This is a genomic window from Rhodococcus sp. MSC1_016 (assembly GCF_023667485.2).
Classification (GTDB): Bacteria; Actinomycetota; Actinomycetes; order Mycobacteriales; family Mycobacteriaceae; genus Rhodococcus_F; species Rhodococcus_F oxybenzonivorans.
On the sequence record NZ_JAMOZI020000001.1, the window covers coordinates 6,937,714 to 6,950,130 of the forward strand.

Consider the following 12,417-nt stretch of genomic DNA (forward strand, 5'->3'; position numbering starts at 1 on the left):
CCTTGTCAGAGTCGAGCGTCGACGCGCAGGGTGTCGGCGAGGCGGAGCTAGGTGTTCAGGCGGTGACGAGGGCCCAGAGGCCCTCGCGCCCTGCTTCGAGGGCGGCCGCGGTCAATTTTTCGTCCCAGTAGTGGACCGAGCCGAACTCCGAACGCCAGGCGAGAGCGGGTGTGGTGAATTCGTGCAGCCGGTGCTCGCGAGTGGTGCCGATCGCGCCATGCACCTGGTGGGCGTTGCGCACCACCACGGAGGTGGCGTGGCCTGCGCAGGATCGGGCAGCGGCGACGAGGAACTCGAGGTTGGGTCCGGACCAGTCGGTGCGGACAGCTTCGATGAGTGCGGCGTCGGTAGCGGCGCGGGCAAGGGCGACTTCGGCGGCGATGTCGGCGACCAGGTTCTGGACGGCCTGGAACTTGGCGAGTGGACGCCCGAACTGGGTGCGTTCGGTCGTGTGGGTGATCGAGAGGTCCAGGATGCGTGCGAGTGCGGCGCACGTTTGCAGTCCGCGTGCCAGGGCGCCGCGCAGCAGTAACTGGTCGACGACGGCATCCGCGACCGGGGTGCCCGACAGAACGGTGGTGTCGGCGGTGACGGTGTCGCGCGGTTCGCCGGCAACGTTGGTGCCGGGAGCGATGTCGAGCGTCGAGGTTTCGACGTCGGCGACGTGGTAGGTGTCGCCGTTCCGCCAGACGAGAACGACCTTGTCGGACTGGGCTGCCCAGGGTACGCCGGAGGCCATTCCTTCGTTGTCGAGCACGCATACCGTGCGGCGCGCTGCATCGACAGGAGAGCCGGTGACCTCGAGAAGCCACCCGGCCAGCAAGTCGTGTTCGACCAACGGGATTCGGACGCCGTTCGAGGCGGACGCGCGGATCAGCTCGGCGGCCTCGAACCAGCCCGCGCCGCTGCCCCCGTTTTCATCCCGGCCGGTGAGCCGGACCAAACCCAGCTCGTCCAGCCGGCTCCACAAGCCCGCATCCCAGGGGGCGGTGCCGCTCTCCGGCTCGTTCTGCTCGCGGTGGCTCGCGAAGACCGCAGACATCATCTCGACGAGGTCGTTGTCGACCGTGAACGGTGCAGTCATCAGCGCATCCCCAATCCTCGCGCGATCACGCCGCGCAGAACTTCGTTGGTACCGCCACGGAGAGTGAATCCGGGGCGTTGCACGACGGCGTCGTCGAGCATGTCGTGGTACTCGGCCCGATCGGGCGAGTAGTCACCGGTGAGCAGGTCGGCGAAATCGGCGATGTCGCCCTCGGTGGATGTGCCCAGGACCTTGACGACGGCGGCAGCTGTATCGGCCGGTTCCCGGCGTTCGAGCGCGCCGGCGACGGCGGTCGACATCTGATGCAGACCGGCGATGCGAGCGACATAACGGCCGAGGTCGGTATGCCGGGGGATCGCATTGCTGCGCATCTGCTCGGCGGTTTCGGCCAGCAAGGTGAACGTGGACAGGAATCGCTCGGGACCACTGCGTTCGAAGCTCAGTTCGGAGGTGACCTGTTGCCAGCCGTCGCCGATGGTGCCGAACACCATGTCGTCGGCGACGAAGACGTCGTCGAGTATGACCTCGTTGAAGTGGTGCTCGCCGTTCATCGACACGATGGGCCGGATGTCGACACCCGGGGAATGAAGATCGACGATGAACTGGCTCAGTCCGTCGTGCCGGTGCGCGGGATCGACCGCGGTGGTGCGGGCAAGGCAAAAGAATGCGTGAGCACGGTGTGCGCCCGAGGTCCATACCTTGGTGCCGGTGATCGACCAGCCGCCGTCGACCCGGGTGGCCTTGGTGCGAACGCTCGCCAGATCGGAACCGGAATCCGGTTCGCTCATACCGATACCGAAATAGCACTCACCGCTCGCAATGGCCGGCAGGTATTGCTGCTTCTGATATTCGGTGCCGTACTTCAGAAGCGACGGAACGATCTGCCGATCGGCAATCCAGTGCGCTGCGACGGGTGCCCCGGCAGCCAGCAATTCCTCGGTGACGACGAACCGCTCGAGGTGGCTGCGGCCGCGTCCGCCGTACTCGACGGGCACAGTCATGCCGAGCCAGCCGCGGGCGGCCAGGGCGCGGGAGAAGTCCTCGTCCCATCCGGTGAGCCAGCAGTCGACGTCCCGGCCGATCTTGCCCTCGGCGCGTTGGCCGGCGAGGAATTCGCGAACCTCGGCGCGCAGGACGTCCGCGGCGTGGGGATCGGCGGAGACCGGGGGAACCAGTCTGAGGGTGGTCATGGTGGTGGTCTTTCCGTTCAAGCCGACATGGGTTCGTTCGGGGTGGCTTCAACGACTATGACACTTCGAGCCATGTCTACGCAATATTGGAGTTGATTACGTATATACGTATCTGATAGGGTGGGTCGCAGTCGCGCCGGGCGACTACCGAGGAGGAATTGTCGTGGTGCAACCGGAGGGCGCAACAGGGGCGCGGGCCCGCGCTCGTCATCGCACCGTGGATCGCATCGCCTCGATCCTCGAATGCGTTGCGCGGGCTCGTGGCGGAATCACCCTCAGCGAGATAGCAAAAGAGCTTTCGGCCCCGATCAGTTCGGTTCAGGGCTTGGTCAACGGTCTCGTCGCCACCGGATATCTGGGCGAACACGACCGGCGCTACTCCCTGGGCAGTGCGCCGTATCTGCTCAACCGATTGGCAGGGCGGCAGCCCGTCTCGACGGTGACGCATGCCGACCTCGAAGAGGTGCACGAACGGGCCGGCCTGACGACCGTGCTGTCCATTGCAGTCGGACCGGACATCTTCTACGTCGACTACTGCTCGTCCGATCCCCGGTTCGCCTACCTCGCCGAGAACTACGTGCGGCGTTCCCTCATTCGCACCTCCGGCGGTTGGGTATTGCTCGCGGGCATGGAAAAGCGGGATCTCTGGGCGTACCTGAAAAATGTCGGCGAGGATGAGCAACCCCTCGTCGACAAGTTCTTTGCGGCATTGCCCGAGATAGAACAAACCGGGATCTGCGCTTCCCCCAATGCCTCCGAGCAAGGTGACGGTGTCTCCATCGCAGTACGGGACAACGGGAAAACCGTTGCTGCCGTGGGCGTCATCGCGTCACACGAAGTGATCACTCAGCAGCGCGACACGCTGGTGGACCTTCTCACGGAGTGTTCCCGGAGCTGGGATCAACGCAGCGTTCAGTGGTGAACCTTGTTTGGGGCGAGCCGGCCATCGCGTGACGCTCCAAGGGCACACGCGTCACGCGATGAGGGACCGCGCTCGTTTCGAACCTCGGATCACGGGCCGTAGCGCAGCGAACGGAGCGTCAGCCCGGGACAGTGACTTCCTGGCTCGACGCCACCCGACGGAGGCGCAGCAACAGCTCCCTCACCCCCAGTGAGGGGAGCTCCCCGACGAAGAATGCTGTGCCATGTTCCGCGGCAGCGTGCTGATCGAGCGCTGATTGCGACTCCCATTCCTAGGAGGAGAACGGTGGACGATGGAGCCGCAGCAGACCTCGAGCGTGAACTCGCCATGCTCGCCTCCGTACGCGACTGTCTGCGCGTGTCGGAGGGTGAAGACTTCCGTCCGCATCCCGACTGCGGCGCTCGACGACGTTCTCGACGAGCTCAAACAGTGTCGAGTGATCACTGTGGGATCCGAGGTGATTGTTGGCGGTGCAGCACCCCGAGATGTGGTGGTCGCGATGGCAGTCACTCCGGGGCGGAGACGGTGGTGCCGGGGTGGTGTGGTCGGTCAGGCCGGATGGCGACCGAAAATATACCGGTCACGTTCGTGATTCACAGGTGCGCCAGCATGGGAAACAGGGCGATCGCGGAGACGGTGATGCCCGCAGCGCCGGCAACGACGCCCAGTAGGGCCCGCAACGATGCCGCCTCGTCGTCGATCACCGCGGACCGCGAGGTGGCGATGGCGCCGCAGACCACCGCGGCTACTCCAAGGAGGAAGCCGAGTCCGAGCACCCAGAACGACGCAACGGACAACGTGCCGAAGGCGATCGACACGGCGGGCAACCGCGAGCGTTGCTGCTTCCGTTTCTCGTTGCGGTCGACGGAGGAACGCAGGCGGGAGACGGCGGCGGTCATGGTCCTCCTTCAGGCGGTGACGAGTCGGGTCGGCGGGCACGGTCCGCTGCACCAGAGCCGGGGGCGTCGTCGGGACTGTTCGGTTCACGAATTCGCCCGGCGTTGCCGAGGCCTGCTGAATACGACTCCGCGCTCGAGGCGCAAGGGACGATGGTCGCGGCTCGGTCGAGGTCGCCAGCTTGTGACCTGGACCTCATCGACAATCTAGCACTCACGCCAGCAGAGTGCTAACTCTTTTTGCTAAGTAAGTACACCTGGCATCATGGATCGTGCCCCCGAACCGGTGCCGGACATGCCGGCCTACGCCCTGAACGGGGTCGCGACGTCCGATGATCCGACTCGATATCCGACGCGGTTAATCGAGTCGACGTCGAGGGCTCCTGCCCCCAACATGCCGGTGGGGTCGGCGAGGGGGCGGACGGCGTCGGACCGCTATGCCGACACGCCGCACCGCCCGTCCGTGACCACCCGCCACCTCGGGATTCGTGACGAAGGGGCCTACTCAGGTGGCCACACCCATTGGCCAGTGCGAGCCCCGACCCGGTGACCTGGGGCTCCTATGGCCGCTAGTGGACGGGTCCGACGACGGATCTGCACAACGGTGCACATGCGAGCTATCATGTGCATATGAGGTCGGTGGAGGGGGTGGATTCGCTCGACGCGCTGCTGGCCAAGCATCACGTCGACCTCACCGCCCGCGAGATGCTTCGCGAACTCGACGCTGCACTCACCGCGGTACCCGCCGCGTCGGACACGTTGTCGGCCGGAGAGCTCGAATTCCTCCGCACCCACGCCGGCGAAGGCGCCGGCGAAGTTCTCGACCAGTGGTCGTCGGTGGCCGAGATTCGCGCTCGCGCGGTGGAGATCGCGCGTCACACCGTGACGGTGCTCGCGGATTCGCTGGAGGTCAAGGAGGCAGCGGAGCTGCTCGGCATCGACAGGTCGGTGGTGTCCCGGCGGCTCACCGCGCGCACGCTGTGGGCGTTCGATCTGCATGGGCACCGCCGCATCCCACGATGGCAGTTCGTCGGCGACGACGTCTTGCCGGGGCTCAGCGCGGTCGTGGCGGCCATCCCCTCAACGGCGAGCCCCGTGTCGGTCGCCGCGCTCATGCATACCCCGCAACCCGACCTCGGCGACCGGACCCCGCTCGAGCATCTGGCCGCCGCGGCGGACCCGACACCGGTGGTCGCGCTCCTGGAATCCCTCGACACCTGGTGAGCGGTCGGCACCCGAAGACTCCGCGGGCACCGCGGAGCCCGCTCACAGTGAATCCGGATGACATCCTGGCCTACGACGGTGTGCTGTGGCGGATCCACCGCACCACCGGTCCGCACGTGGCCTCCTGGCGGACTCTGCGCACCTACGGGCCGATCGCGTCCATGCGCTACGACCCGCACCCGGGGCCCGCCGCGGCAGCGACCACCATCGGAGTCCTCTACGCCGCCTGCGATGTCGCCACCGCGCTGGCCGAGGTGTACCAGGCGACACGAACGATCGACACCACGATCGGGGCGCCTGCCCTGACAGGGTGGCGTCCGAGCCGCCCCCTGAATCTGCTCGACCTCACCGAAACCTGGCTGGTACGCCACCACGCCTCGTATGCACTGCTGCATGGACCGCGCACTGTCTGCCGCACCTGGTCGCGCACCATCCACCTGACATGGCCGCATCTCGACGGTCTGTACGTACCGTCAACCATGACGGGACTTCCGAACGTCGTCCTGTGGAACCCCGCCGCCGACTCGTTCCCCGCCGACCCCGAGTTCACTCGACCACTCGACCACCCGCGCGTGCGGCCGATCATCCGCACCGCCGCACGCACCATCGGATACGCATCGACGGTCTAACTCTGTCCCGCCCGCGCCGATCGGATTCGACCCGATCGCCGTCGCCGCGGGCGGTGCGTGGGCGGCAGCCGGAAGCCTAGAGTCCCAATGCTTCCCGCAGCCGCCGCGCACTCATCGCTCCCGGCCGTTCCTGCTGCGGGAAGGAGTCGAGCAGCCGGGTCAGCTCGTCGCGGCGGGTGGGGTCGGCGGCGCACTCGCGCGGTGTGTGACCGCCGAGGGCGGGGATCGCCTCGTCGAGCCACTGTTGCTCGTATCCGCGGATGTGCTCGTCGAGCGCTGTCGCGATCTCGGGATCCTCGGGGTCGACGGGTTGCACCGGGCGAACACCGTTGTCCTGCGCCTGAGCCATCAGCTCCGCTGCCGCTGTCCGGGTCTGTTCCCGCAGTCTCGCCCCGGGATCGGCGGCGCCCACGGCGTCGATCAGCGACTCGAAGCGTGGCTCATTCATCGCCTCGACCGCGAGCACCCAGGGTTCGGGGTCGCGGGCCAGGTGCAGCGCGCCGAGCACACTGCCGTCCTCGGTCCAGGTCCACCGGTCTTTGTCGGCGGCGCCGAAACGGCGACTGAGCCTGCGCCGGATTCCGGCGGTGTCGGACACCTCGAACACGGCCGTGCACGCGACCATCGGATGCCCGTCGGCGGTGACCAGCCGCGGCGGCGCGAACCGGGCGCTGAGGAACTCGACGAGATCCTCGGGGGCGGTGGCGTCGGAGTCGAGCAACTCGATCAACTCACCACGCTGCCCCGGTGCGATCGGTTCGATACCCCCGAAGATCTGCATCGTGGAACCGGCGGGAACGACTCGGGCGCAGAAGAAGTCACCGACCCGAAGCTGTCTGCTGGCGGTGCGTTCGGTGACCTCCAGATGGTCGCCGGTGCGCACGTCGCGCAGGGTCAGCCCCTCGCCGGGACGCACCGCCTCGACCTCATGCACCGACCGCTCGGTGAGCAACCATTGCTGCGCGAGGAGCAGTTCGTCCGCCGGCAGCAGAACGCCGCGCTCGGCGACGAACCGCTCGAACGCTCCGCACTCGAACAGCGCCACGTCCGCGACCAGCGGGTCGTCGAGCGCGTGATACAGCGCGAACGGGTCGTCGTCGTGCGCGGACCGAATCTGGGCGAGCGCGAGAAGCAGCGATCGCCATGCGATGCCCTGCGCGAACGACCCCGCCTTCTGATACAGCCATCCAGCCCGCTGCTCGAGTGGGTGCTCGGCCTTGCCGAGGTGGCACGCCTTGTATTTGCGTCCGGATCCGCACCAGCACCGATCGTTGCGTCCCAGGTCCGGCCGGTCGACGGGGAGGAACATCTGGAGCAGGTCATACATGGGTTCGCGATCCGCACCCTCGACCCGGTCGAGCAGCCCGATCGCCCGCACCGCGTCACCACGATCGGACGCGAAGCGGGCCAAAGCCTCGAGCGCCTCGTCCCAGTTCGGGTCCACGGCCAGGGCCCGCTCGTAGTGCCGCTCGGCGTCGGTGGTCCGTCCGTCGAGCTCGGCCGCCTTGCCCGCCAGCCAGTGCGCGGTCGGGGCGATCCGGCGGGGACCGCGGTCGCGGAGCACCGCGGCGGCCAGGCGCAGGGTCTCGGTGCCGGCGTGCAGGGTGGCGTACGCCTCGCCGAACGCGGCGCGGGCCGCCCTCGGTCGGGCGAGCCCGGCGAATTCGTCGCCCGCGCTCGCCACGACCGCGTCGACAGCGGCCTCGCGCTCGTCGTCGGGGGTGCGCTCGAGCGCGCCGATCAGGGCCATGAACGCCCTCACCGCTTCCGTCTCGTCGTCGGTGAGGTGGTGCGCCGCCGCGACCGCCGCAAGATGCTTCTTCCCGCGATGTGCGGCGAAGTCGAATCCCCGGACCGCGATGTCGTCGCCGTCGCACACGTATCCGGCGTTGGTGATCAGGTCGCAGAGCGGGGTGGTCGGCGCCGCGAACAGAGCCCGGTCGTCGGCCATCAGCTGCCAGACGATGCCGTCCAGGGGTTCGGGGCGGTCCATCGGCACCAGGTCGGCCAGCGCGTCGGTGAGATGGGGTGCGGGTGCGGGTGGGGCACCCGCGGCGGTCAGCCGCAGCTCACCGTCCACGAACGTGAGCGCGACCAGGTCACCGGCCCGGAACTCGGCGAGTGCATCCGGTCCGAGCAGCAGCGCCGCGGCCGTCGGCCAGCCGGGATCGTCGACGCCGCGCTCGTCGAACACATCGTCGTCGAGGTCACGGAAGAGGATGCGCAGCCCGCCCGCGGCCGGGTCGCGGTCGTCGAACGGCAGCAGCGGCGTCAGGTCCGGGTGAGCGTCGAGGATGCCGGAGGAGATTTCCACGTCGGTGAGCCGGTGGGTGAGCACGCGTCCGGCGAGCAGCGAGTCGAGGGCCACGCTGCGGCCGTCCGCCAGGTAGCCGAGCCGGGGATGGCCGATGTACTCGACCAGTTCCTCCATGTCGGCGAGATAGCCATGCCCCTCGGCGACCAGCCGCCGCGCCCATTCGCCGGTATGCATGGGCCCGTGCTCGCGGAGCAGGACCATGGCGGCTTCGGCAGCGGGATTTGTCGGATCGGTCACCGGGCCAGGGTATGCGATGTATCCGTGCGTCTCGGCGAAAGGAGCGCACTCGCCATTAGGCGGGCTATTCAGCTGCTCTCCGGCCCAGCAGTCCACCGAATGGCGTCGCTGCAGCCGCACGATTTCCTAACCGATTGCCTGTCGGCTGGAGCGGGTTAGAAGGGTCAGAGATCCCATAGTGCGAGGATCGCCGTCCGGAGGCTAGGGGAGCGGACGTAGTGATCGGTCCGCAGCCGTGACCCCGGGTGCCCGAGGTCGGTGAGCGCCTTCTCGGCGTCGGTGAGAGGCACATGAGGCAGGTCGGTGCGGGTGCGCAGGAAGAACAACACCGCACCACCCGACCGCGGGATCCGCATCGCATCGGAGATCACCACGGCCGGCGGGTAGAGCCACTCGTCGCCGATGGAGGCGAAGACGATCACGTCGCCGCGCCGAAGGGTGCCGCGTGTGTCGAGGCGGAGCGACTCGAGCTGATACTTCACCACCGGCCCGCCCGCCGTCGAATGCCGGCCCCGCTGGTTGTCGAGAACCTTCTGTTCGGTGTCGGTGGGTTCGTAATCGACGGCGTGTCTGACGAACATCCAGCGCACCGGGGTGGGGAGAAAGTCCTTCTCGGTGCGAACGCGGCCGGTGACCCCGGGCAGTGGGACGGCGCGGCCGATCTCCCACTCCCGGATCGCGTCGTCGAGGAACACCTGATCGACCTCGGTGATCTCGTCGAGGCCGTCGATGAACTTACGGACACCGGCGACGATGTCGGGGTCGTCGGTGATGATCACGGCGTCGTCGGCGAGGGTGCTGTTTTCGGATGTTTATGCCGACCCGATCACCGCCCGGGTACTGGTGGCGATCACAATGCCGTCGCAACGGATCCGCATCAACTCTGCACGAAAATGTGCAACAAATGTGCGACTGTGAAACACCCTGCCGATTCGAGCATTCTCGTAACCCTCGTCTCCGTGCCCGAAAAGGGCACCGGTGAATCGGGCAGTGCCCGTGATGGTCCCGTTGTCGGTCATGACTGATATTTCTCCTGAATCGATTTGTGCGGTATCACCGTGACCATCTCGGCCTACCGAATGAGTTCTCGCGGGGCGCGCAGCGCTGTTGTGGCTCGCTCTGACAGAGCGCGAACTGTGGGTGCATCGAGCAACCATGACCATCGCCGGTAGCCGAGCAAAGTCGAGATGCGTTCCCAGAACTGTGTTCCACCCATGCCGAATCGAACCCAGATGTCCTCTGACGAGGGTCCGTTGAACGGCAACCATTCGATGGCGAGTTCGAGGATCAGTTGATCCTCGCAAGGGCGAGCGGGAGCCTTCGAACCTCTGCCACTTCTGCCCTTGTGTTGATGTCGGCTGCTCATACGGATGTTCAATCTGTGAGGCGTCCACGGGGATCGACGACCGCGAAGTCGAAGGCCTGCGCGGTTACTGCGAGCGGGTCACGTCGGAATGACTTTTGCGCTGCCGCTAACTCGGGGCCTATTGCTGTGTGGCGTATTCGGCGAGGTTGGTCTCGAAGCCGGTTTGTGTTCCGAGAGCCAAGACTTCACCGTTGTCGATGTCTTCTTGCCAGACGAGCGATCCCGTCGAGGCGTGTAGGGGATGGTCTTGAACGGTGAGGATGCGGGCGCCTTCCCCGCTGATGGTGTGTGCATGCGCCGCCCATCCGGGTGCGGACAGCATCAGGTCGCCTGCGGACCAGTCGAAGCGTTGCCCTTCGACGATGCTGTATCCGCTGCCGGCGAAGTGGTAGTTGATGGCGGAGCTCATGTGCCGGTGGGTTCCACCGGCGAAGTCACCGCCGATCGCGGTGATGGTGGCGAAGAACGAGGGTGTGGTGCCGTTCAGGCGTCCGGTGGAGGGGTTGTACAGGCAATACAGTGGCCGACCCGTGTAGCCGGTCTTGAGGCCGAGGACCCCGCTGAGGTGTTGGCTGACCTCCGACCAGGCGAAGAGGAGGGGGGAGTCGGTGATCGGGTCCGGGTCGATGATGTGTTCGTAGGGCAGGAGTTGGCTGCCGTCATCGCCCAACGCGATAGCGGGAGCGAGGTCTTTCGCGCGCCGCCCGCGTGCGGAGACGACATTGTGGTCGTGGGTTTCGGCGGTGCTGCCGAAGTCTTCGTAGTATGCCGAGATGGCTTCCAGCAGTGCCGCGTTGGTGTAACGCAGATACCGGAAGGCGGTCGTGCCATTGTTGGCCAGCGCCTCGAGATTCATCGACGGCTTGGTCCACACGTCTTGCTGGACCACATGCATCGTGCGGGCATCGATGTGAACCGTGCCGCTGCCCGCCAGGCACATCGTCAGGCCGGTGGTATTGGCGCGGACAGGGACGGTGGATTCTCCGGGCAGGAGCACACCGAGGCTGACCTGTGTGGCGGGGGCAAGGCCACGGACCCCTTGCGGCGCTTGCGGATGCACGATCAGCATTTCGCGGCGGCCGCGGTCGTCGGGTTCGCCTGCCTCGAGTGCGGCGAAGGCGGTGTCGATCTCGGTGGCGCTGATCATCAGCGGAGACCACTGTTCCCGCTGGTATCGGGGTGCCTTGCGACTGTCGAGCAGGTGGGCGTGCGGGCTCATTTCTTCTCCTGGGTCTGATCGTTGGTGTCGGGTGTGCTGGGTTCGAGCGATATGCCGGCGGTCTCGGGGGTGAACCGCATGACGAGGGCGCCGAGGAGAGCGGCCGACGCGAGGTAGCCGACGAACAGGTACGAAACGTTGTGTTGCGCGGTCCACTGCTGCAGGTAGGGGGCGGTTCCGCCGAACACGACCGCGGAGAGTGCATAGGGCATGGCGATGCCTGAGGCGCGTACACCGATGGGGAACAGTTCGGACAGGACAGCAGGCAGGATCGAGGCGACGAAAGCGAACAGCACGAGCGCGATCGTCATGCCGAGACCGAATTGCCATGCGCCTTGTCGGGCGAGGTGGTCGAGGGGGAATGCAGTGACGGCGACGCCGAAGCCGTAGATGTAAAAACTACGGCGTCGACCGATACGGTCCGACAGGGAACCGAGCAGCGGCAGGACCGACGCACTGACTCCGAGCGCGATCACGCCGGCCCACAACGCTGCCGTGGGGTCGATGTGAGCGACGGAGATTGCCCAGGTCGGTCCGCTCACTGCCCAGGCGTAGAACATGGCGGTGACCGACGCCATGAGGAGGAACACGCGGGTCCCGGAGGCGCGGTACGTCCACAGATTCGCAAGGAGAGAGGGTGACGAGGCAGGCTTCGCCGCAGCGGATGTGAAGGCGTGGGTCTCGTCCATGCCGCGGCGGAGATAGAGGGTGATCAGGCCGAGGGCGGCACCGATGAGGAAGGGCAGGCGCCAACCCCAGGTGGCCATCTGGTGGTCGCTGAGTGCGGTGGTCAGAAGGGCGCCCATGATGGTGGCGGCCATGATCGCGAGGAAACCGGATATGTAAATCGAGGAGGACCAGAGGCCCCGCCGGGCGGGAGGCGCTTCTTCGGCGATGTAGGTGTAGGCAGCGGCGACTTCCCCGGTGTGTGCGAGGCCCTGTAGCAGTCGAGCGGCGAGAAGGATTGCGCCGGAGAGCACACCGACGGAGGCGTAGGTCGGGGTGAGACCGATAAGGAGCATCCCGGTCGAGGCACAAGCGATGGCTACGAGCAGTGAGTGCTTGCGGCCGAATCGATCAGCCATCCATCCGAAAAGGAGCCCGCCGAAGGGGCGGATTGCAAATCCGACGCCGAATACCACCAAGGTGGAGAGCAGTGCCGAGGTGGCGTTCGCCGGGTTGAACAGTGCCTTGGCGAAGAAGGGCGCGAACACGGCATAGCAGGTCCAGTCGAATACCTCGAGACCGTTCCCGAGTGTGACGCCGATCAGGCTGCGCCGTCGCCGCAGTGCACTGACAGGCGTCTCGGCGGGGTGTCCGGGCACCTGAGTCGTGCTCGGGTCAGGACGATCGGTGGGCGGTGCAGTCATGG

At 66.7% G+C, this 12,417-nt stretch carries 11 protein-coding genes; 3 read left to right on the plus strand and 8 right to left on the minus strand.

Going from position 1 to position 12,417, the window contains the following annotated elements; genetic code table 11:
• Positions 1 to 55: 55 nt before the first annotated feature.
• Positions 56 to 1,084 carry an acyl-CoA dehydrogenase family protein gene (locus L1080_RS32240; RefSeq protein ID WP_250776596.1) on the minus strand — a complete coding sequence of 343 codons (1,029 nt, stop codon included), beginning with the start codon at positions 1,082 to 1,084 and terminating at the stop codon, positions 56 to 58.
• Positions 1,084 to 2,235: an acyl-CoA dehydrogenase family protein gene (locus L1080_RS32245; protein ID WP_250776597.1), complete on the minus strand. Its 1,152-nt coding sequence runs from the start codon at positions 2,233 to 2,235 to the stop codon at positions 1,084 to 1,086. Before L1080_RS32245 ends, L1080_RS32240 begins: the two co-directional genes overlap by 1 nt.
• A 163-nt stretch (positions 2,236 to 2,398) precedes the next feature.
• On the opposite strand from L1080_RS32245, the gene L1080_RS32250 reads away from it, so the two are divergent.
• Complete coding sequence (locus L1080_RS32250; protein WP_250776598.1) at positions 2,399 to 3,157, plus strand: IclR family transcriptional regulator; 759 nt, start codon at positions 2,399 to 2,401, stop codon at positions 3,155 to 3,157.
• Between the two features lie 593 nt (positions 3,158 to 3,750).
• Here L1080_RS32250 and L1080_RS32255 read toward each other — a convergent pair.
• Positions 3,751 to 4,056, minus strand: coding sequence for a hypothetical protein (locus L1080_RS32255; protein WP_250776599.1), 306 nt, complete (start codon positions 4,054 to 4,056; stop codon positions 3,751 to 3,753).
• A 627-nt stretch (positions 4,057 to 4,683) separates the two neighbouring features.
• On the opposite strand from L1080_RS32255, the gene L1080_RS32260 reads away from it, so the two are divergent.
• Together L1080_RS32260 and L1080_RS32265 are read left to right on the plus strand one after the other, a co-directional pair.
• On the plus strand, positions 4,684 to 5,277 hold the full coding sequence (locus L1080_RS32260; RefSeq protein ID WP_250776600.1) for a helix-turn-helix domain-containing protein: 594 nt from the start codon (positions 4,684 to 4,686) through the stop codon (positions 5,275 to 5,277).
• 47 nt (positions 5,278 to 5,324) lie between these two features.
• Positions 5,325 to 5,906: an RES family NAD+ phosphorylase gene (locus tag L1080_RS32265; RefSeq protein ID WP_250776601.1), complete on the plus strand. Its 582-nt coding sequence runs from the start codon at positions 5,325 to 5,327 to the stop codon at positions 5,904 to 5,906.
• A gap of 76 nt (positions 5,907 to 5,982) precedes the next feature.
• Here the strand turns inward: L1080_RS32265 and L1080_RS32270 are convergent, their stop codons facing one another.
• The 5 genes from L1080_RS32270 to L1080_RS32290 all read right to left on the minus strand — a co-directional run bounded on the left by L1080_RS32270 (position 5,983) and on the right by L1080_RS32290 (position 12,415).
• Positions 5,983 to 8,460, minus strand: coding sequence for an SEC-C metal-binding domain-containing protein (locus L1080_RS32270; RefSeq protein ID WP_459032166.1), 2,478 nt, complete (start codon positions 8,458 to 8,460; stop codon positions 5,983 to 5,985).
• Positions 8,461 to 8,624: 164 nt separating this feature from the next.
• Entirely contained in the window at positions 8,625 to 9,239 is a 615-nt protein-coding gene (locus L1080_RS32275) for a hypothetical protein (protein ID WP_250777950.1), read from the minus strand.
• 33 nt (positions 9,240 to 9,272) lie between these two features.
• Positions 9,273 to 9,479 (minus strand): hypothetical protein, encoded by a 207-nt coding sequence (locus L1080_RS32280; protein WP_250777952.1) that lies wholly within the window; start codon positions 9,477 to 9,479, stop codon positions 9,273 to 9,275.
• A gap of 465 nt (positions 9,480 to 9,944) precedes the next feature.
• A complete protein-coding gene (locus L1080_RS32285) occupies positions 9,945 to 11,045 on the minus strand; it encodes a cupin domain-containing protein (RefSeq protein WP_250777960.1) in 1,101 nt (366 codons plus the stop codon).
• Positions 11,042 to 12,415 (minus strand): MFS transporter, encoded by a 1,374-nt coding sequence (locus L1080_RS32290; RefSeq protein WP_250777962.1) that lies wholly within the window; start codon positions 12,413 to 12,415, stop codon positions 11,042 to 11,044. Before L1080_RS32290 ends, L1080_RS32285 begins: the two co-directional genes overlap by 4 nt.
• Positions 12,416 to 12,417: the final 2 nt, after the last annotated feature.

Coding starts and splice junctions, on each gene's coding strand:
- L1080_RS32240 (WP_250776596.1), bottom strand. CDS start 1,084: ATGACTGCACCGTTCACGGTCGACAACGACCTCGTCGAGATGATGTCT.
- L1080_RS32245 (WP_250776597.1), bottom strand. CDS start 2,235: ATGACCACCCTCAGACTGGTTCCCCCGGTCTCCGCCGATCCCCACGCC.
- L1080_RS32255 (WP_250776599.1), bottom strand. CDS start 4,056: ATGACCGCCGCCGTCTCCCGCCTGCGTTCCTCCGTCGACCGCAACGAG.
- L1080_RS32260 (WP_250776600.1), top strand. CDS start 4,684: ATGAGGTCGGTGGAGGGGGTGGATTCGCTCGACGCGCTGCTGGCCAAG.
- L1080_RS32280 (WP_250777952.1), bottom strand. CDS start 9,479: ATGACCGACAACGGGACCATCACGGGCACTGCCCGATTCACCGGTGCC.
- L1080_RS32285 (WP_250777960.1), bottom strand. CDS start 11,045: ATGAGCCCGCACGCCCACCTGCTCGACAGTCGCAAGGCACCCCGATAC.
- L1080_RS32290 (WP_250777962.1), bottom strand. CDS start 12,415: ATGACTGCACCGCCCACCGATCGTCCTGACCCGAGCACGACTCAGGTG.